Source organism: Mesorhizobium australicum (assembly GCF_900177325.1).
Taxonomy (GTDB): domain Bacteria; phylum Pseudomonadota; class Alphaproteobacteria; order Rhizobiales; family Rhizobiaceae; genus Mesorhizobium_A; species Mesorhizobium_A australicum_A.
Window position 1 is genome coordinate 4,825,318 of sequence record NZ_FXBL01000004.1, and the last position, 18,793, is coordinate 4,844,110.

24 protein-coding genes and 1 tRNA gene are annotated in these 18,793 nt (G+C 65.3%); 12 read left to right on the forward strand and 13 right to left on the reverse strand.

What is annotated here, in order from left to right; translation table 11 throughout:
• Positions 1-62 precede the first annotated feature (62 nt).
• Both B9Z03_RS26210 and B9Z03_RS26215 read left to right on the forward strand, forming a co-directional pair.
• Positions 63-139: transfer RNA gene (locus tag B9Z03_RS26210), tRNA-Arg, on the forward strand.
• Positions 140-176: 37 nt separating this feature from the next.
• Positions 177-1,487, forward strand: a complete 1,311-nt coding sequence (locus B9Z03_RS26215) for a Kelch repeat-containing protein (protein ID WP_085466917.1) — start codon at positions 177-179, stop codon at positions 1,485-1,487.
• 4 nt (positions 1,488-1,491) lie between these two features.
• Here B9Z03_RS26215 and B9Z03_RS26220 read toward each other — a convergent pair whose 3' ends face one another.
• The 4 genes from B9Z03_RS26220 to B9Z03_RS29610 all read right to left on the reverse strand — a co-directional run bounded on the left by B9Z03_RS26220 (position 1,492) and on the right by B9Z03_RS29610 (position 4,023).
• On the reverse strand, positions 1,492-2,103 hold the full coding sequence (locus B9Z03_RS26220) for a phage tail protein (protein WP_085466918.1): 612 nt from the start codon (positions 2,101-2,103) through the stop codon (positions 1,492-1,494).
• Between the two features lie 65 nt (positions 2,104-2,168).
• The gene (locus B9Z03_RS26225) at positions 2,169-2,756 is read right to left on the reverse strand and encodes a phage tail protein (RefSeq protein WP_085466919.1); all 588 of its coding nucleotides are present in this window, start codon (positions 2,754-2,756) and stop codon (positions 2,169-2,171) included.
• Positions 2,757-2,896: 140 nt separating this feature from the next.
• Positions 2,897-3,763 (reverse strand): sulfotransferase family protein, encoded by an 867-nt coding sequence (locus B9Z03_RS26230; RefSeq protein WP_085466920.1) that lies wholly within the window; start codon positions 3,761-3,763, stop codon positions 2,897-2,899.
• Positions 3,763-4,023, reverse strand: coding sequence for a hypothetical protein (locus B9Z03_RS29610; RefSeq protein ID WP_139832398.1), 261 nt, complete (start codon positions 4,021-4,023; stop codon positions 3,763-3,765). The genes B9Z03_RS26230 and B9Z03_RS29610 overlap by 1 nt, the downstream gene beginning before the upstream one ends.
• Here B9Z03_RS29610 and B9Z03_RS30450 point away from each other — a divergent pair.
• Entirely contained in the window at positions 4,016-4,147 is a 132-nt protein-coding gene (locus B9Z03_RS30450) for a hypothetical protein (RefSeq protein ID WP_280174850.1), read from the forward strand. The two genes, B9Z03_RS29610 and B9Z03_RS30450, sit on opposite strands and share 8 nt — an antisense overlap.
• Before the next feature lie 13 nt (positions 4,148-4,160).
• Here B9Z03_RS30450 and B9Z03_RS26235 read toward each other — a convergent pair whose 3' ends face one another.
• A complete protein-coding gene (locus B9Z03_RS26235) occupies positions 4,161-5,192 on the reverse strand; it encodes an RluA family pseudouridine synthase (RefSeq protein ID WP_085467879.1) in 1,032 nt (343 codons plus the stop codon).
• Between the two features lie 27 nt (positions 5,193-5,219).
• Here B9Z03_RS26235 and B9Z03_RS26240 point away from each other — a divergent pair, with 27 nt between their 5' ends.
• The 4 genes from B9Z03_RS26240 (at position 5,220) to B9Z03_RS26255 (ending at position 7,231) form a co-directional block, all read left to right on the forward strand.
• Complete coding sequence (locus B9Z03_RS26240; RefSeq protein ID WP_085466921.1) at positions 5,220-5,597, forward strand: fimbrial protein; 378 nt, start codon at positions 5,220-5,222, stop codon at positions 5,595-5,597.
• Positions 5,594-5,989 carry a VOC family protein gene (locus B9Z03_RS26245; RefSeq protein ID WP_085466922.1) on the forward strand — a complete coding sequence of 132 codons (396 nt, stop codon included), beginning with the start codon at positions 5,594-5,596 and terminating at the stop codon, positions 5,987-5,989. Before B9Z03_RS26240 ends, B9Z03_RS26245 begins: the two co-directional genes overlap by 4 nt.
• 197 nt (positions 5,990-6,186) lie before the next feature.
• Entirely contained in the window at positions 6,187-6,489 is a 303-nt protein-coding gene (gene rpmB, locus B9Z03_RS26250; RefSeq protein ID WP_085466923.1) for a 50S ribosomal protein L28, read from the forward strand.
• Positions 6,490-6,553: 64 nt separating this feature from the next.
• On the forward strand, positions 6,554-7,231 hold the full coding sequence (locus B9Z03_RS26255; RefSeq protein WP_085466924.1) for a queuosine precursor transporter: 678 nt from the start codon (positions 6,554-6,556) through the stop codon (positions 7,229-7,231).
• A 21-nt stretch (positions 7,232-7,252) separates the two neighbouring features.
• Here the strand turns inward: B9Z03_RS26255 and B9Z03_RS26260 are convergent, their stop codons facing one another.
• From B9Z03_RS26260 to B9Z03_RS26285, 6 genes are all read right to left on the reverse strand, one after another.
• Positions 7,253-8,275, reverse strand: a complete 1,023-nt coding sequence (locus B9Z03_RS26260; RefSeq protein ID WP_432417017.1) for an esterase-like activity of phytase family protein — start codon at positions 8,273-8,275, stop codon at positions 7,253-7,255.
• Positions 8,272-10,179, reverse strand: a complete 1,908-nt coding sequence (gene cobT / locus B9Z03_RS26265) for a cobaltochelatase subunit CobT (RefSeq protein ID WP_085466925.1) — start codon at positions 10,177-10,179, stop codon at positions 8,272-8,274. The genes B9Z03_RS26260 and cobT overlap by 4 nt, the downstream gene beginning before the upstream one ends.
• Positions 10,180-10,197: 18 nt before the next feature.
• On the reverse strand, positions 10,198-10,464 hold the full coding sequence (locus tag B9Z03_RS26270; protein WP_085466926.1) for a type II toxin-antitoxin system HicB family antitoxin: 267 nt from the start codon (positions 10,462-10,464) through the stop codon (positions 10,198-10,200).
• Positions 10,461-10,697 (reverse strand): hypothetical protein, encoded by a 237-nt coding sequence (locus B9Z03_RS26275; protein WP_085466927.1) that lies wholly within the window; start codon positions 10,695-10,697, stop codon positions 10,461-10,463. The genes B9Z03_RS26270 and B9Z03_RS26275 overlap by 4 nt, the downstream gene beginning before the upstream one ends.
• Positions 10,698-10,723: 26 nt before the next feature.
• Positions 10,724-11,710: a cobaltochelatase subunit CobS gene (gene cobS, locus B9Z03_RS26280; RefSeq protein WP_085466928.1), complete on the reverse strand. Its 987-nt coding sequence runs from the start codon at positions 11,708-11,710 to the stop codon at positions 10,724-10,726.
• Between the two features lie 140 nt (positions 11,711-11,850).
• Positions 11,851-12,477, reverse strand: a complete 627-nt coding sequence (locus B9Z03_RS26285) for a J domain-containing protein (protein WP_085466929.1) — start codon at positions 12,475-12,477, stop codon at positions 11,851-11,853.
• A gap of 123 nt (positions 12,478-12,600) precedes the next feature.
• Here B9Z03_RS26285 and B9Z03_RS26290 point away from each other — a divergent pair, with 123 nt between their 5' ends.
• The gene (locus B9Z03_RS26290; protein ID WP_085466930.1) at positions 12,601-12,903 is read left to right on the forward strand and encodes a BolA family protein; all 303 of its coding nucleotides are present in this window, start codon (positions 12,601-12,603) and stop codon (positions 12,901-12,903) included.
• A 200-nt stretch (positions 12,904-13,103) separates the two neighbouring features.
• Complete coding sequence (rpoH, locus tag B9Z03_RS26295) at positions 13,104-14,015, forward strand: RNA polymerase sigma factor RpoH (protein ID WP_085466931.1); 912 nt, start codon at positions 13,104-13,106, stop codon at positions 14,013-14,015.
• Positions 14,016-14,091: 76 nt separating this feature from the next.
• Here rpoH and B9Z03_RS26300 read toward each other — a convergent pair whose 3' ends face one another.
• Together B9Z03_RS26300 and B9Z03_RS26305 are read right to left on the reverse strand one after the other, a co-directional pair.
• The gene (locus B9Z03_RS26300) at positions 14,092-15,603 is read right to left on the reverse strand and encodes a hypothetical protein (protein ID WP_085466932.1); all 1,512 of its coding nucleotides are present in this window, start codon (positions 15,601-15,603) and stop codon (positions 14,092-14,094) included.
• A gap of 91 nt (positions 15,604-15,694) precedes the next feature.
• Positions 15,695-16,984, reverse strand: a complete 1,290-nt coding sequence (locus B9Z03_RS26305; protein ID WP_085466933.1) for an adenylosuccinate synthase — start codon at positions 16,982-16,984, stop codon at positions 15,695-15,697.
• Between the two features lie 187 nt (positions 16,985-17,171).
• On the opposite strand from B9Z03_RS26305, the gene B9Z03_RS26310 reads away from it, so the two are divergent.
• Genes B9Z03_RS26310 through B9Z03_RS26320 form a run of 3 tightly spaced genes read left to right on the forward strand, consistent with a single transcriptional unit; the run spans position 17,172 to position 18,779 of the window.
• Positions 17,172-18,062, forward strand: a complete 891-nt coding sequence (locus B9Z03_RS26310; protein ID WP_085466934.1) for a DMT family transporter — start codon at positions 17,172-17,174, stop codon at positions 18,060-18,062.
• Between the two features lie 49 nt (positions 18,063-18,111).
• The gene (locus B9Z03_RS26315) at positions 18,112-18,363 is read left to right on the forward strand and encodes a FitA-like ribbon-helix-helix domain-containing protein (protein ID WP_085466935.1); all 252 of its coding nucleotides are present in this window, start codon (positions 18,112-18,114) and stop codon (positions 18,361-18,363) included.
• Positions 18,360-18,779: a type II toxin-antitoxin system VapC family toxin gene (locus tag B9Z03_RS26320; protein ID WP_085466936.1), complete on the forward strand. Its 420-nt coding sequence runs from the start codon at positions 18,360-18,362 to the stop codon at positions 18,777-18,779. Before B9Z03_RS26315 ends, B9Z03_RS26320 begins: the two co-directional genes overlap by 4 nt.
• Positions 18,780-18,793 lie beyond the last annotated feature (14 nt).

The window sequence follows — 18,793 nt, forward strand, 5'->3', positions numbered from 1 at the left end:
ACTGCCTCGCGCCGATCCCTTCTTGGCGCACGCGCCGGAAGCGGCTATGTGTCTCTCCGCGTGGTCCCGTAGCTCAGTAGGATAGAGCATCAGATTCCTAATCTGAGGGTCACAGGTTCGAATCCTGTCGGGATCACCATATCGCCGTCGCGAGACAAAACCGGGGGAATGGATCGATGCCGCGGTATCTGGCAGGTGCCCTCGCCTTCTTCGCCCTTTCTATCCTGCCCGGCGCATCCGGCGCGCAGACGGGTCCGGGCGAGACGAGGCCGGACCTGCCGCCCAAAGTGGTGAAGTCGTCGCCCGTCAACCTCGTCTTCCACCGGGAATCGGGCGCCTACGAACTCTCTTACAGCATGGTTCCGCGCGAGCAGGTGTTCGGCCGCGTCTTCACCGAGGCCGGCGTCTCGGTCGAGTGGCGCGACCGTTCGGCCGCCACGGAGGTGATCTCCGGCAGGCATAGGGGATCGCTCGACGCCATCGCCGGCGACCTGCTTGCTGGCCGCAACTTCGTCGCCACCTACCAGCCGGCCAGCCCGGTACCGCGCATGGAGCATCTCGTCGTGCTGGGACGCTCCGGTGCGGGCGGCCAGGCGACCGAGGTGGGCGTCGGCGCCGCGGCCGCGCCGACCATGCCGATGACCACCACCGAAGAGCCGAGGCAACAGCAACCCGCCGCACAGCAGGACGGCTGCCGGCCGGCCGCTGCATCGGAAGAGACGACGGAGCCCTTCATCTCCGCCGCCGTCGCTTCGGGAGCCAACGGCGCCGACCTCAGCAGGCGGGGCCAGATCGTGCTGAAGGACAACAGGATCCTGCTCGCCGGCGGGTTCGACGACTGCGCCGGTCAGCCTACCGACCAGAGCGACCTGCTCGACCAGGCAAGCGGCAAGATCACGCCCACCGGGCGCATGCGCACCGCGCGCGCCGGCGCGACGCTGCAGATGCTGCCGTCGGGCGACGTCCTGGCCATCGGCGGCGATACCGGCGGCGGCATGGCCGGCGCGACCGACAAGGTCGAGCGCTACGAGGTGGCGAGCGGCCAGTGGAAGACGGCGGGCCTGCTGTCGATGCGCAAGGACGGCATCGTGACCTGCGGTCTGAAGGATGGCTCCGTGCTGATCGCCGGGGGAAAGCCCGTCGCCGGAAACCCCGACCTCGCCCGCCAGGCGGAAATCTACGACCCGGCGGCCCAGAAGACACAATCGCTGCCCGCCAGGGCGACCCACGCGCACAGCACAGGCGCAAAGACGCTCACGCTGGAGGATGGCCGGTGCCTGATCGCCAGCGATGGGCCGGGGGCCAATCTGGAAATCTACGATCCCGTCCAGCGGGCATTCACGCCGATCGCAGTGCCGGCGGAGATCGCCGAGAACCTTGTCGGCGCCGTTCAACTGGGATTGCTGCCAGACGCGACGGTGCTGCTCGTCTCCGACCGGCCCTACGTCTTCAATCCGAAGACCGGACGGTTCCGATCGATCCCCTGAACGCTCAGAACTGTGACGGCCAAAGCCCGTAGAGGGACACGCAGGCCCGCATCGTCAGGTAGGGGTCCTGAACTTCGACCGGGAGGTTATTGCCGGTCAATCCCAGCATCTCCGTCTTCATGATCCTGTTGGCCGCGCTCTCGCTGTACCAGAACTGCCCGGCATTACCCGAGGCGAGGTATTTGCCGCCGGGACCGGCCTTGTCGGCGAAATTGTTCGTCGCCAGCACCTGGTGGCTGTGAGGCGGAAGATTGCCGACGGTGAGCGTGATCGATTCAGTCCCACCCATCTGGCCTATTACATAGGTCGACAACCCTGGTCCGGTACCAGCGTGGATAGGCAACCGTCCGCGAAGGTCGGGCAGACCAAACGTGCTCACGCCATCGCCGCCGAACGTCGTGCCGTACAAGGCGAACAGCACATCGTTCTGGCTGATCGACAGCAACCCTCCGTTCGCCTCCGCCCAGCCTGACGGACAGAAATTGTAAGGAACGATGATCACCTCGCCGACGTAAGGGCTGGAATCGGCAAACGCCTGCCGCGGATCGACCGTTGAAGCGAGCGCTCCAATTGCAAGCGCTGCGACGGCAGCCCTGAAACAACGAGATCCCAACATCTTCACCCCCTACCGATCATGAGCCACACCGTGCGCCCATGGCTTCATAAGCACCACGCAAATCGTCAATCGCGTGACGGGAAGATGCCCTGGAGCGCGATGCACCAGGTCATCGTGAGATATGGGCCGCGATGGCCGACGGGCTGCCCGTTGCCGGTGATCCCGATCATGGCGGAGTTCATGGTGCGGTTGGGCGCCGACTCGGAATACAGGTTGAGGTTGTTGGCGCCGGAAGCCAGGAACTTGTCGCCGGGGCCCGCCTTGTCCGCAATGGCGTTCGTCACGTTTACGACGTGATTGTGCGCAGGCATCTGGGCGGTGGTGAGCGTGAAGCTCTCCTGCCCGCCCGTCTGACCGACAATATAATTTGAGAGCCCCGGCCCCTGTCCCTGGCCGATGGGGGCGCGGCCCCTCAGATCGGGAAGAGCAAACGTCGTCCGGCCATCGCCGCCAAACATCGTTCCCAGAAGCGAGAAAAGCGCGGTGTTCTGCGCGATCGGAAGGAGTTGGCCGTTCGCCTGGGCAAAGTAGCGCGGGCAGAAATTATACCCCACCAGCATCATTTCGCCGATGAACGGCTCGTATCCCGCATGCGCCGGCACGCTGGAGCCGACAGCGGCTCCGGCAATGCCTACAGCGGCTGCAATGCGCATCAGACGCGATGAAACGGACATCCTGCCCCCCTTTAAAATCTCACCCCAAGGACTGACGTAGCGTCACCTTAGTAGCTTACTCTACTTTCGAGAAGCTGTTTTTTTACTAGCTGCGCAGAGTTTCGGACACAACCCCATGTTCAGTCGACTGCGTCTGCAAAGCCCAGATCGCGCACAGCCTGAATCTGCGCGGCTGTGAATCCATGGTCCGGATGGCTTCTGAAGCGGCCGACAGAGACAGGGGCGACGAGCTCTGCGAGCGGCACGGGGTCGGCACCGGGAGCGGAAATGCCGAGGAAATCGAGCAGGCCGCGGATCTCCCCGCCCGGACTGGCGCAAAGCCGATCATAGTTGAGGAGATGGAACCTGTCGGGGCCGATCACCCGCCCGATCTCGACCGCCCTGCGGTTGGCAGTGATCCAGAAGTCCAGCGCCACGCTGGGCGTCAGCGGAACGGTGTGCACGTCCGCATTGCCGATCACTGCGCCCCAATTGGCGCGCTGCTGCTGGTTTTTGCTGAACGCCATGTCGAGGCCGTTGCGGATGACATGGACATATTTCAGGTTCGGTATCGCCGCGGCGACCTGCGGCAGGAACACATGCGTGTTCGGCTCTTTCCATCCCCAGCCGCGAAACAGCTGGCGATCGTATCGCCGGGAGTGGAAAAGCTCTGTCAGCACGGCCGGCGTCACGCCGAGAAAGAAGCCCACCTCCTCCGCCTCGCGCATGATCGTGCGCAAACGGGCTTCCGCCCCGTTCGGCAGGTTGTCCGTCAGCCCCTCCTCCATCGCGCGCCGGAAGAGATTCAACGCGAAGAAGAATTCGTCCGGTTGAGGCATTGCCCGGAACCAGGCCGGCCGCTTGAACAGGAGCGTGAACCAGAGGTTGTCCAGCTTGGAATTGAGCGAATCGCCGATATAGATGTCGAGCATCTGCAGCATGCGCGCGACGACGCGCGTCCCGCTGCCGCCGAGGCCGCCGACGGCGACGATATGCGGATACTGCATCACGCCTGTAACCGCCCCTCAGGAGACCGGATCATCTCGATTTCGCCGCCCATGCCAGCCACCACACGCTCGCCCGAAGCGCGGCCCGGATATCCGCTTCTCACGATGCTTCTCCTCGAAATGCCAAGCCCCGCCGGCAGAGCCGGATAGAACCGTCCGGCCAGCGAAAACAGTCGCCGTCCAGATTTCAAAGCAGGCGGGCATGGGAATACCAGCTGCCTGCGGTTGTAAAGGCAGTACAGCGGAATCACGATGCGCAAGGTCGAATTCCTGATCGCAGGCGTCCGGAAGGCGGAGAGGGACTATCTGAGGAACATCTTCCAGGACGTGAAGCGCCTGTCGCAGATGATCCCGGATGATCTAGGACGCTGGGGCATTCCCTGACCCGGCCGTTGCTTCACAGCGTACGCAGCGCGGCGATCAGCGCCTGCATGTCGGCGGGCAGTGGCGCCTCGAACTCCATCACCTCGCCGCTGACCGGGTGGGCGAAGGCGAGCAGGCCGGCATGCAGCGCCTGGCGCGGAAAGGCGTCGACCACCTGGCGCACATCGTCGGGAAGGCGATTGGACTTGGTCCGGAAGCCGGCGCCGTAGTCGCGGTCGCCGACCAGCGGATGGCCGATATGGGCCATGTGAACGCGGATCTGGTGCGTGCGGCCTGTCTCCAGCCGGCATTCGACCAAGCTCGCGACCGGACCGTCGGGCCGCTTCGCGCCGAATGTCTCCAAGACCTCGAAATGGGTGATCGCATGGCGAGCATCCGGCCGGGTCTCCGGCACGACAGCCTGGCGGGTGCGGTCCTTGGTCGAGCGGCCGAGATGCGCGTCGATCATGCCCGACTTGCGCGACGGGACGCCCCAGACGACGGCGAGATAGGCGCGCTCGAGATCGCCCTCCTGCCCGTGGTCGGCAAAGGCATCGGACAGTTCGCGGTGGGCGAGGTCGGTCTTGGCGGCGACCATGACGCCGCTCGTGTCCTTATCGAGACGGTGGACGATGCCGGGCCGCGCCACCCCGCCAATGCCGGACAGCGACGCGCCGCAGTGATGGATCAGCGCGTTGACCAGCGTGCCGGTCCAGTTGCCTGCGCCCTGATGGACGACGAGGCCGGCCGGCTTGTCGATGACGATGAGCTGGTCGTCCTCGTAGAGGATGTCGAGCGCGATGTCCTCGCCCCGCGGCTCGGCTGGCGCAGGCGCGGGCATGTCGATAACGACGTCCTCGCCGCCCGCCAGCTTGTGCTTCGGCTCGCCGACGGTCGCGCCGGACACGGTGACGGCGCCGGCCTTGATCAGCGCCTGGACGCGGCTGCGCGACAGGTCGGGCCCGGCGACGCCGGCCAGCCACTGGTCGAGCCGCTGGCCCGCGGCGTCGGGTCCGGCGTGATACGCTTTCCTTGGCGAGCCCGCTTCGCTATCAGGGGCATTCATCATCGACGGGACCGGGCAAGACTAAACATGGCGGGACGCAATACGGATCTGGAGCAGGACGAGAAGCCGCTCGACCCGGCCGCCGAGCGCGTGCGGCAGAAGATGGTGCGCTTCATGGCGATCAATCTGGGCATCCTGTTCTTCGCGGTTATGGTTGTGATCCTGGCCGTTGTCTACAGGAACTGGAACAGCGTCGAGACACCGGCGGAGGCGTCGGCACCGCCGCTCGGCGAGACGACCAGGGCGCCGCTGGTGGTTCCGGCGGGTGCCCGCGTGCTCTCGCAGAGCCTCTCGGCAGGCCGCCTGTCGCTCCATGTCGCGCTCGATCCGCAGGGCGAGGCGATCCTGATCTACGACCTGCCCGCCGGCCGGCTGATCGGCCAATACGACATCGTACGGCCATGAGCGGCAGGCGCATCGGCGCGGTCACCTTCCTCGTCCGCGACTATGACGAGGCGATTGCCTGGTTCCGCGACGCGCTCGACTTCCGGCTGGTCGAGGACACGCCGCTCGGCGGCGGCAAGCGCTGGGTGCTGGTCGCACCGGGCATGGACACGACCCCTCTTCTCCTGGCGGAGGCCTCGACGGACGAGCAGCGTCCGCGGATCGGCGGCCAGACCGGCGGCCGCGTCGGCTTCTTCCTGCATACGGACGACTTCGCGCGCGACCATGCGCGGATGACTGAGGCGGGCGTCACCTTCCGGGAGGAGCCGCGTCATCAGGCCTACGGGACGGTGGCGGTCTTCGAGGATCTCTACGGCAATCTCTGGGATCTGATCGAGCGGAAGACGGATTGAACCGAGGTCGCTCCGGACACACGAGCCGACCGGATGTATGAAATATCGGCCATTGTCGGCCGACAACTTGACGCTTCCGGCAAATGCCACTATGGGAACGCCGACTTTCCAAGAGGCCGCCTGACATCGACCGCGCGCCGCCCCGATTTGGTGCGCTCATGTCGATATGGCCCGGATGAAGAACAAGGGTAAGAACGATGTCCCGCGAATGCGAACTCACCGGCAAGGGCGTGCAGTACGGCAATAATGTCAGCCACGCCAACAACAAGACCAAGCGCCGCTTCCTGCCGAACCTGGTGCGCGTGTCGCTGATCTCCGAGGCGCTGAACCAGACGGTTCGCTTGCGCATCTCGGCGAATGCTCTGCGCTCGGTCGAGCATCGCGGCGGCCTCGACGCCTTCCTGGTCAAGTCGTCCGCGGACGATCTGTCGCAGCGCGCGCGGCTGTTGAAGAAGCAGGTTGCCAAGAAGCTCGCGGAGCAGGCCTCCGAAGCGGCCTGATCCGCGCTTGCCCGGGCCGCCTTCGGGCGGCCTTTCAGCTGGTGCCATCACCCAGGATAAAAAAATGGTTCCCGTGTCGAAATACGTGCCTTTCGTGGCCGCGATGGCGATCGTCGTCGTGGCGTCCAACGTGCTCGTCCAGTTTCCCGTCCAGGGGCATCTCGGGGGCGTCTCGCTCGCCGACATCCTGACCTGGGGCGCGTTCACCTATCCCTTCGCCTTTCTGGTCACCGACCTCGCCAACCGCCGCCACGGACCGGCAATGGCGCGGCGCGTCGTCTTCTTCGGCTTCGCGCTGGCTGTAACCTGCTCGATCCTCTTCCCGCCACTGCTGTTCCGCTGGGGCCTGATCGAGTTCGAGACAGCCGCCGACCGGCTGGTGCGGATCGCGACCGCCTCCGGCCTCGCCTTCCTCGCAGCGCAGCTGCTCGACGTCACCGTGTTCAACTGGCTGCGCCGCCAGTCCTGGTGGCGGGCGCCGATCATCGGCACGCTCGCCGGCTCGATCCTCGACACGGCCGTGTTCTTCTCGGTTGCCTTCGCCAGCGTCTTCGCCTTCGTGGGCCCGGACGACAGCTTCGCGCTCGAGGCAGCTCCCCTGCTCGGCGTCGGCAGCGTGGAGGTGGCGCGCTGGATGTCCTGGGCGCTTGGAGATCTTACGGTGAAGCTGCTGATCGCCGTCTTCGCGCTCATCCCCTACCGGATGATCGCGTGGCGCTGGGCCCAGCCTGCCGCGGCATAAGCGAGCCGTGGCGCATCCGCCTTACTCTCCGCGCAGGACGAATTCCAGGTAGACGTTGCGCTGAAGGATGGAGTGGTTGTCGTCGGACATCAGCGACACGATCAGCGCGCCGTCGTCGCGCCGCCAGACGTCGATCCCCTCCATATTGTCGATCTGGTAGCTCATGTCGGCTTCCAGGAGCACCGGCCCGTCGGCGAGCTCGCCCTTGCGCACCGACTCGCCATAGATGCGCCTGAGCCGCATCGCGACGCCGCGCGCGATCGAGAACGAGCGCTCCAGCAGGAGAAGGTCGCCATTAGGCAGGAACGCGCCGTCGGTGACGTCGAACTCTCCGTTGCGCTTGACCTTGAAGATGCCCTTGTCCGGCCCCTCGATGATCGCCGCGAAGATGTTGCCGTCCTTGTCGAGGCTCTTTTCCGAGACCACGACGCGCCCGCCCTCATGAATGCCTTGCGGATGGGCGTGCGCGATCGTCTCCATGCCGCGGTTCTGGCGCAGCTCCTGCGACGGGATGACGAAATCGAGGTCGCGCAGCGCGACGCGCATGTTGTCGGGGTCGATGCGGAACTCGGAGACGCGGTGACCGCGCTCGAAGCTGACCGTCGCGATGTCGCCCTTTATGGCGAGGCCCTCGGCATCGGTGTGCCACTTCTCGCCGATCGGCTTGCCTGCGGCATCGACCATCTCGACCATGCGGAAGTCGGAGACGCCCGACGGCCGCCCCTCTGCGTCATGCTCCATCCGGCCGAAGAACCAGAAGCCGGTGTCGGCAACGCCGATGAAATCGGAACCGGGTTTGCGGAACCGGAACGCGGACATCGATCCGAAATTGCGGCCGCGCGAGCTCATCTCCAGCCCGCCGACGAACTCCAGCGCGCCGAAGCGCCTTTCCGACGCGCCGATGCGGAACTGGGTGATCTGTCGCGTACGGATCTCCATCCGCTCGACATTGGCGTCGGCGCCGAGAGAAGACGGCGTGAGCAGCGCCGCCAGCGTCAACGCCAGCGCCGAGGCGAGCCGTGCGATCGGACGCAAGCCGATCACGCGGCGCGACCGCGCCGGCGCGGCGCGCCCGGCATGCGGCGGACCTCGCGGACCGTCTCTTCGGAGAACAGCGAGGCAAGCTGTTCGGTCATCGCGCCGGCAAGCTCCTCGGCGTCGACGATGGTCACCGCGCGGCGGTAGTAGCGTGTCACGTCATGACCGATGCCGATGGCGAGCAGTTCGACCGGCGAGCGCGTCTCGATCAGGTCGATGACCGCGCGCAAGTGGCGCTCCAGATAATTGCCCGGATTGACGGAAAGCGTGGAATCGTCGACCGGCGCGCCGTCGGAGATCATCATCAGGATCTTGCGCTGCTCCGGCCGGGCGATCAGCCGCTGGTGCGCCCACAAGAGCGCCTCGCCGTCGATATTCTCCTTGAGCAGGCCCTCGCGCATCATCAGGCCGAGATTGCGCCGAGCCCGCCGCCAGGGCGCGTCCGCCGACTTGTAGATGATGTGGCGCAGGTCGTTGAGACGCCCGGGCGCCGGCGGCTTGCCGTCCTTCAGCCACTTCTCCCTCGCCTGTCCGCCCTTCCACGCCTTGGTGGTGAAGCCGAGGATCTCGACTGAAACGCCGCAGCGCTCCAGAGTGCGCGCGAGGATGTCGGCGCAGGTGGCGGCGACCGTGATCGGCCGGCCACGCATCGAACCGGAGTTGTCGAGGAGCAGCGTGACGACCGTGTCGCGGAACTTGGTGTCGCGCTCCTGCTTGAACGAGAGCGGCTGCATCGGATCGATGACGACGCGCACGAGGCGCGCCGGATCAAGGTAGCCTTCTTCCAGGTCGAAGTCCCAGGAGCGGTTCTGCTGCGCCATCAGGCGGCGCTGCAGCCGGTTGGCGAGACGGCCGACGACGCCGGACAGGTTTGCGAGCTGCTTGTCGAGGAACGCGCGCAGCCGGTCGAGCTCCTCCTCGTCGCAGAGATCCTCCGCACCGACGGTCTCGTCGAACTGGGTGGTAAAGACCTTGTAGTCGAAGTCGGGCGGCAGGTTGGTCAGCGAGGGATCGGGCCGGCGCGATTCGCCCGGCGTTTCCGATTCGGTGTCGTCGTCGGACTGGTCCTCGGAGGTCGCGTCGGCGGCCTCCATCTCACCGGCTTCCTGCTCCTCGCCGGAGGATTCGGTCTCTTCGCTCTGCGACTGCTCGCCGCCGGAATCGTCCTCGCCGCCTTCCTCGCTCTGCTCCTCGCCCTCGGGCTGGTCCTCGTCGTCCTGGCTGTCCTCGGACTGCTGGTCCTCACCCAACTCGTCGGCCATCTCCATCGAGACGAGCATGTCGCGCACGACGCGGGCGAAGGCATTCTGGTCTTCCAGTGCCTCCTCCAGTCCTGCAAAATCCTCACCGGCCTTCTCGGTGATCCAGTCGCGCCACAGCGACACGACCTTCTCGCCGCTCGCCGGGACCGGCCGGCCGGTGAGCCGCTCGCGCACCATGAGCGCGATGGCATCCTCCAGCGGCGCGTCCGCGCGGTCGGTGACGCCGGCGAGATTGGCCTTCAGGAACCGGTCTTCGAGCATGTAGGCGAGGTTGTCGCCGACGCCGGTCATGGCGCGGGCGCCGATCGCCTCGACACGCGCCTGCTCGACCGCGTCGAACACCGCACGGGCCTGCTTGCCATCGGGCGCGAGCCGCGCATGCATCGCCGTATCGTGGCAGGCGCGGCGCAACGCCATCGAATCGCCGAGGCCGCGCGTCACCGCGATATCGGCCCTGGACGGCTTCTTGCCGATCTCGGGGAGCCTTGCCCGGTTCGCGGCCAGCGCCGGCTTGTCCTTGGCGAAGCTGACTTCCAGCGTCGGGTCGCCGGAGATGGCGCGCATGCATACCGAGATGGCGCGCTTCATCACCTCGCCGTCATTGGCGGCCTTGGGTTTGCCCCTCGTATTGTCGCCGGGTCCGGCCATCGCTCTCTCGATCGTCAACTATTCGGCGGCAATGGCGTTGCGCGTCGGCGGCGGTACCGGATCGCCATCACGCGTCGCCGCATCCGCCCATTCCAGTGCAGCGCGACGGACATCTTCGATCGCCTCGATCTCCGTTCCGCCGTCACCGGTGCATCCGGGAAGATCGGGTAGCGTGGCAAGCCAGCCGCCACCCTCGTCACCGGAAAGCGGCCGCAGATGTACCCGGTACAACGTGGGATCGAACTCGCGCCCGTCGGAGGTCAGGATACCGGTCTGAGTGGTCATTTCACGCCCTCCTCATCAAGGAAGCGCACCAGAAGGGAAATATACACGGGCTTGATGGGCCGTCGTGCGGGAATCGTCAACCTCCGGCCGCCACCCGCATTACCTATCTTGAAGTGCGAGCCGCCGGACGGCTTCATACATGCAACGCCGGCTTCCCTGCAGGCCTTCTCGACATCGACGATCTGCCAATCCGCCTTCGGATTGGCCCGCATGCGCTCGACCGTCTTGCCCAAGCCAGGCTCCCAAGCTTCGTCCCGAACTACCCCAGCACCACGTTGACCGCGCTTTCCTTCAGCTCTTCGCCGAAGGCGCGCTGGTAGAACTCGGCGACCACGGTGCGCTCGAGTTCGTCGCACTTGTTGAGGAAGGTGAGCCTGAAGGCCATGCCGACATTGCCGAAGATCTCGGCATTCTCGGCCCAGGTGATGACCGTGCGCGGGCTCATGACCGTCGACAGGTCGCCGTTGATGAAGGCCTGGCGCGTCATGTCGGCGACGCGGACCATCTTGTTGACGGTATCGCGGCCCTTGTCGGTGCGGAAATGCTTCGCCTTGGCGAGCACGATCGCCACCTCGTTGTCGTGCGGCAGGTAGTTCAGCGTCGTGACGATCGACCAGCGGTCCATCTGCGCCTGGTTGATCTGCTGCGTGCCGTGGTAGAGGCCGGTCGTGTCGCCGAGGCCGACCGTATTGGCCGTGGCGAACAGGCGGAAGGCCGGATGCGGCCGGATGACGCGGCTCTGGTCGAGCAGGGTCAGGCGGCCCGAGGATTCGAGCACGCGCTGGATGACGAACATCACGTCCGGACGGCCGGCATCGTATTCGTCGAAGACGAGCGCGACATTGTGCTGGTAGGCCCAGGGCAGAATACCGTCACGGAACTCGGTGACCTGCATGCCTTCCTTGACCACGATCGCATCTTTGCCGACGAGATCGATACGGCTGACATGGCTGTCGAGGTTGACGCGCACGCAGGGCCAGTTGAGGCGGGCGGCGACCTGCTCGATATGGGTCGACTTGCCGGTGCCGTGATAGCCGGAGACCATCACGCGGCGATTGAAGGCGAAGCCGGCGAGGATGGCAAGCGTCGTCGCCTCGTCGAAGATGTAGTCGGGATCGACGTCCGGCACGTGCTCGGTGGCGATAGAGTAGGCCGGCACGACCATCTTGGAATCGAAGCCGAATGTCTGTTGGACCGGCACCGTCGTGTCCGGCAAGTTGGCAATGTCGCGATCGACCCTGTTCATCATGCCTCCAGCGCGAGCGGCGAGAACGCCCCGCGCAGCCTTTCAAACCGAATTTTCGGGCTGTCTTTAGACCAAATCGGGACCCGGTGGAAACACCGGAGTCCAAAATGTTGCCCGGCTTCGGAACGGACGATCCGTGGTCAGCAGAAGCCAGACTGTTTCAAGAGCCGGTATGCCTGGATCACGTCCCGAAATCGATCTTCAGAACCCCGGTTGCCGCCGTTGGCGTCCGGATGGTGCTGCTTCACAAGCTGTTTATATCGCGCCTTTATGGCTTCGCCAGTCGCATTTGCGGCAAGTCCAAGCGTTTCAAGCGCCTTGGCCTCAAGCGGGCGCGCCTTGCGCGAGCGCTCCGGCGGCTGGTAGCCGCCTGTACCGCCGAACAGGTTGAAGGGGTCGCGCACCCGGTTGTAGTAGCCGGCGCGGCCGGACCGCTTCGCCGCGAACTCCGGAACCGACCGCGCGCTCGCATTGACGCCCATCGTCCAGGTCGGCCTGTGACCCGTCAACGCCTCCTTCTGGAAGCGGGCGATGTCGGTGTCGCGCAGGCCGGAGAAGTAGTTGTAGCCCTTGTTGTATTCCCGCACGTGATCGATGCAGAAGCGGAAATACTCGCCTTCGCGCATGCGTCCGACCGGCGCCTTGTGCGTGCCGGCCTCGTTGCAGCCGTCCCACTGGCACCTGGGTGCATGCGTAGCCGTCTCCGCCCCGTCCTTGGAGTCAGGTCGAACCTTGATGCGTTCGAAATATTTCGAATAGGCGCTCATTCGCGGATTATGGGTGCTTCGCCGATGGATACAAGAATTGACTTTCGCGAGGCATTGGACCTATCGCGTGAATCGGACCTCGATGTCGGGGCTTCGTCCCCTATATGGTCCTGGAGGTGCACGATGTCCATGCAGAAGACGATCGAAACGAAGCTCAACGCGGCCTTCGCGCCGGAGCGGCTGTCCGTCCTCAACGAGAGCCATTTGCACGCGGGTCACCACCACGCCGCATCCGGCCACCACGAGGTCTTCGACGGAACGGGAGAGACCCATTTTCGCGTGCGGATCGTCTCCCCGGCCTTCGCGACGATGAGCCGGGTCGAGCGTCATCGTGCGGTCAACACGCTCCTGGCGGACGAGCTGGCGGGCAGCGTGCATGCGCTGGCGATCGAGCCCGCCGCGCCGGGCGAAAAGACGCGGTGGTGAGACCTGTCCGATCGCGGGAAACGGCGTCCGGTTACGCCATTGTTCACTTGTGCGTGACAGTGAGTAGGTTTCCAAAAGAGACCATGTAATTGCCTTGATCGTTCCTATATAAGGGTGACGTCCGCAGGGCGCGTTTTGGCTCGCGGAGGGAGCGCCTGCCTAGATCAGGGGGCGCCATTCTTAGAGAGGGAGGGCGCTACATGGCCCAGACACTACCAAGCATCGTTTCCGGCGAAGGCGGTCTTTCGCGGTATCTCGAGGAGATCCGCCGCTTTCCGATGCTGCTGCCGGAAGAGGAATACATGCTCGCCAAGCGCTATGCCGAGCACGGCGACACCAACGCCGCGCACAAGCTGGTGACGAGCCATCTGCGTCTCGTCGCGAAGATCGCGATGGGCTATCGCGGCTACGGCCTGCCGATCGGCGAAGTGATCTCGGAAGGCAATGTCGGCCTGATGCAGGCCGTGAAGAAATTCGAGCCGGAACGCGGTTTCCGCCTGGCGACCTACGCCATGTGGTGGATCAAGGCGTCGATCCAGGAATACATCCTGCGCTCGTGGAGCCTCGTGAAGATGGGCACCACCGCGAACCAGAAGCGGCTGTTCTTCAACCTGCGCAAGGTGAAGAGCAAGATCCAGGCTCTGGACGACGGTGACCTCAATCCCGAGCAGGTCCAGGAGATCGCCACCCGCCTCAACGTGTCCCAGGAAGAGGTGGTTTCGATGAACCGCCGCCTCTCCGGCGACGCATCGCTCAACGCGCCGATCCGGGCTTCGGAAGGCGAATCGGGCGAATGGCAGGACTGGCTGGTCGACGACCATGCCAACCAGGAAGAGATGCTGGTCGAGCAGGACGAGTTGGACAATCGCCGGTCGATGCTGGCGGGCGCCCTGTCGGTCCTCAACGACCGCGAGCGCCGCATCTTCGAGGCGCGCCGCCTCGCCGACGAGCCGATGACGCTCGAGGAGCTGTCGGCCGAGTTCGACATTTCGCGCGAGCGCGTGCGGCAGATCGAGGTGCGCGCCTTCGAGAAGGTGCAGGATGCGGTCAAGGCCGCGGCCAAGCGGCAGATGCAGGCGCTGCGCACCGTCGAGGCGGCGCCCGCGCACTGACGGTACGATCTTCTGAAAAGCAAACGGCGCGGAGCTTCCACTCCGCGCCGTTTTTTCATTCGGGTTGCTGCCAGGATCAGCCGTTCGGCTGGCTCCACGCCTTCAGGGCTTCTTCGAAGACCTTGTCGCCCGGAACACCGCGCTCAAGCGTCATCAGCGCCCGGCGGCCAGAACGGTAGACGATCGGGATGTCGACCCACTTCATGCGGCGGAAAAGCTGCATGTTCGCGTCGTTCTCCGCCTTGCCGTCCGACAGCGCGATCAGAAAGAAGCCGTCGCCGATCTTCGCCGGCACGCCGAGCAGCGGATTGCCGGTCGCCTCCTCGGTCTCCTTCATCGTCATGCGCAGCAGGTTATCGATCGTCCCACCCTCGAAATTGTCCGGCGTGAGGAAAATCAGTTCGACGATATGGCTGGCCGGCAGCGTCTTGTCGCCGTTGCGGCGAATCGTCAGCCGAAGCTGGATGTCCTTGCCGGGGATCGTCGCATCGGCGCGGATCGCGGGCTCGGCGGGCAGGCCGTCGCCGGGCGACTCCTGCACGAGCGACCAGACCGTGTTTCCTGCCTCGGCGGACCCGCCGCTCGCGCTGGTACGTTCTTCGTAGAAGATCGCGCGCTGGCCGACCGGAACGGCGGCAGGCTGCTCTGCCGGAGGCGCCTCGGCCGCAGGCGGGGTCGCCTGCGCGGTCTCGGCGCCAGCAGGCGTTTCGGGAGCCGCGGGGGTCTGGTCCGCCGCGGGCGGCGTGGCAGGCGCCGCGGCCGGGGGCTGGACGGTGAGCGCCGCGACCGACGTCCCCTCACCCACGCCCGGCGCGCCGCCAGCGGGGCCCTGATCGGTCTCGGTCCCGTCCGCGTTCAGTTTCTGGGTGAATTTCTGGACGGCAGGCTGCTCTACCGCGGGCGCAGGCGCTTCCGGCTCAGCCTTGGCGACATCCTGCGCCGGCTCCGGCGTCGCAGAGGTCGCGGGCGCTGACGCCTCGCCCTGTGGCGCGGGTTGCGACGCCGGCGTGCCGAGGCCCAGCATCTGCGAAACCTCGGTGCGGTTGAGCCAGACGGCATATCCGGCCGCGCCCGCGAAAACGAGCACAATCAGCCCGGCCACCGCGAGGCCCAGCCGGCCGCGCGACGCCTTGCGCGGCGGCATGCCGGCAAGCGATTCCGACGCCAGCCGATCCTCGGCGCGTGAAGGCGATGCCGGCGCGATTTCGTCCTCCGCGTCCGGAGCCGACGCGGCCACGGGAGGGCTCGCCTTCGGCGGCTCCCGAGAGACGACCGGCGCATCGGGCTGCGGCCTCGACGGCGGAGGAGGCGCGACCTTGACCGTCGCCTCGAGGGTGTTCATGACCTCGTCGAGATCGTCCACGGGCGAGGGAGGAGGAGCGGCATACTCCGCCTCCACAGTCTTGATGGCCTGTTCGAGAGCCGCCTTCTGCCGCTCGATAACGATTGGCGCAGGTGGCGGCGTGATGGCGGCAAGCTTCGCGGAGATCGTCGCACGGGCCTTGTCGTAGACACGCGCGCGCATCTCCGGGCTGTTGTCGCCCAGGCCGTCGAGCGTCTTCTTCAGAACCGCGACGAAATCTGCCATTCAGGATACTTCCACTTTGCCGAGCGTGGCCCCTCTGGCCCCTCTTTTTGTCCAGATGATGGTGCGCAGGGCGATGATTGTCACAAATGCTCTAATCTTCAAACGGATCTGTCACAAGAATTGTGTCGTCACGTTCCGGACTTGTTGACAGCAAGGCAACCGGCGCGCCGATCAGTTCCTCGATACGACGGACATACTTGATCGCCTGAGCCGGCAGTTCGGACCAGGTCCGCGCGCCGGCCGTGGTCTCGGACCATCCCTCGAAGGTCTCGTAGATCGGCGTGACCGCCGCCTGCGCGCGCATCGACGCCGGCAGATAATCGACTCTGCGCCCGTCGAGTTCGTAGGCGACGCAGATCTTGATCTCCTTGAGGCCGTCCAGCACGTCGAGCTTCGTCAGCGCGATGCCCGTGATGCCGGACGTCTTGACGGTCTGGCGCACCAGCACGGCGTCGAACCAGCCGCAGCGGCGCGGCCTCCCGGTATTGACGCCGACCTCGCGGCCGACGGTCGCCAGATGGCGGCCCACTTCGTCATCAAGCTCGCAGGGGAACGGCCCCTCGCCGACGCGCGTCGTGTAGGCCTTGGTGATGCCGAGGACATAGCCGATCGCCGTCGGCCCCAGCCCCGAACCGGCGGCGGCCTGCCCCGCAACCGTGTTGGAGGAGGTGACGAAGGGGTAGGTGCCGTGATCGTTGTCGAGCAGGGCGCCCTGCGCACCTTCGAACAGGATGCGAGCACCGGCGCGGCGCTTTTCGTCCAGGACGCGCCAGACCTGGTCCATGTAGGGCAGGATCTCGCCCGCGATGGAGGTCAGTTCCTCATGGATCGCGTCGGCGGAAATTTCCTCGAGTCCCATGCCGCGACGCAACGCATTATGGTGGGTCAGCAGGCGCTCGATCTTGAGCATGAGCGTCTCCGGCTCCGCCAGATCGACCAGGCGGATCGACCTGCGGCCGACCTTGTCCTCATAGGCAGGGCCGATGCCGCGCCGCGTCGTGCCGATCTTGAGGCCGGAATTGGAATCTTCGCGGATGCCGTCGAGCTCGCGGTGCAGCGACAGAATCAGCGGGGCATTGTCGGCAATGCGCAGAATCTCGGGCGTGATCGTCACGCCCTGGGCGCGGAGCTTTTCTACTTCCTGGACAAAGTGATGCGGGTCGACCACGACGCCGTTGCCTATGACCGACAGCTTGCCCTGGACGAGGCCGGACGGCAGCAGCGCCAGCTTGTAGCTGACGCCGTCGATCACCAGAGTGTGGCCGGCATTGTGGCCGCCGTGAAAGCGGACGACCACATCCGCCCTGTCCGCGAGCCAGTCGACGATCTTGCCCTTGCCCTCGTCGCCCCACTGAGAGCCGACGACCACCACGTTTGCCATGTTGCCTTCCTAGGATGCGCACGCCTGACGCGGCGTTTTTCGTGGCTTCTATAGCGGCAAGTGTCCGCGCGCGCGACCCTTCTTTGCCGCAATCCGGCGAAACTTGTCGAGGTGGGCGCAGCATCTGAGGGCGGGTGGATCATTGCCATTCGGATCGATCGCGGATAGGCGGGGCCCGGAAACACCGATGCAGCACGCCGCCTATATCCTCCTGACACTCACCACGCTTTTCTGGGGCGGCAACGCCATCGCCGGAAAGGTCGCGGTCGGCCATATCTCGCCGATGCTGCTCACCGGCCTCAGATGGACATTCGCCTTCGCGCTGCTGCTGCCCTTCGCCTGGCCGCAGCTCAAGCGCGACTGGACGAAGGCGCGGTCGTCGATGCTGACCCTGTTCCTTCTCGGCGCCGTGGGATTCACGGCCTACAATCTGGCCTTCTACAGCGCGCTGCTCTACACGACCGCCGTCAACGTCTCGATCGAACACGCGGCGATCCCGATGGTGATCTTCATCGCCAACTTCCTGCTGTTCGGCACCCGCGTCACCTGGCTGCAGGTGGCGGGTTTCATCCTGTCTGTGGTCGGCGTGATCGTTGTCGCAAGCCATGGAGATCCACACCGCCTCCTGTCGCTCGACCTCAACCAGGGCGATGCCCTGATGCTGCTCGCGATCCTGTTCTACGGCGGTTACACCGTGATGCTGCGCTTCAAGCCGGACATACACTGGCAGACGATGATGCTGGCGCTGACCGGGTCTGCGGCCATCGCCTCGGTGCCCTTCGTCATCGTCGAGTTCGCAACTGGTGCCGGGATCTGGCCGGACGCGGCGGGCTGGGCGGTGGGAGCCTATACGGTGATCTTCCCGTCGCTGCTGGCGCAGGCCTTCTACATGCGCGGCGTCGAGCTGATCGGCCCGAACCGCGCAGGGCTTTTCATCAACCTCGTGCCGATCTTCGGAACCCTGCTGGCGATCGCCCTGCTCGGCGAGGCTTTCGAAGCCTATCATGCGGTGGCGATCGTCCTGGTGATGGGCGGCATCGGTATTGCCGAATGGAGTGGGCGTCGAGCGCACGGATAGACGGGCAGGCCGAGTGGTGATATCATGATATCACAGTCGGAGAAGACCGTTGGCACAACTCCTGATCCGCCGCCTCGACGAAGACGTGAAGGAAAACCTGCGCAGGCGCGCCAAACGGCACGGCGTCAGCATGGAAGAGGAAGCGCGCACCATCTTGCGTGCCGAACTGCTGCGCGTCGAGCCAAAACAGCCCGGACTTGGAACGCAGATCGCGAACCTGTTCAAGGATGTTCCGGACAATGACGAACCTCTGCCGGAGTTTCCGGATGAACCCATCCGCTACGCCAAGTTCGACGAATGATCGTTCTCGATACGAATGTTCTCTCAGCATTGATGGCGCCGGATCTGAACCGCGCCGTCGTCATCTGGCTCGACCAGCAGCCGAATACATCAATCTGGACCACCGCCGTGAACATCTTCGAGTCGCGGTCCGGTATAAATCTACTGCCGGAAGGAAAGAGGAAGCGCGACCTGCACACACGGCTGGACACTCTTGCCGCGAAGATATTCCCCGATCGGATATTACCTTTTGACCGGGAAGCAGCGGAGCGAGCGGCTCATGTCGCGGGAATGCGGATTCGCGACGGCCTCAACATCGGGTCGCGAGATACGCAGATTGCGGGCATTAGTCTCGCGCGTGGCGCAACCCTGGCGACGCGGAACATCAAGGATTTCGAGGGCCTTGGCATTACGCTGATGAACCCGTGGCAGGTCTGATCGCATAGCGATCC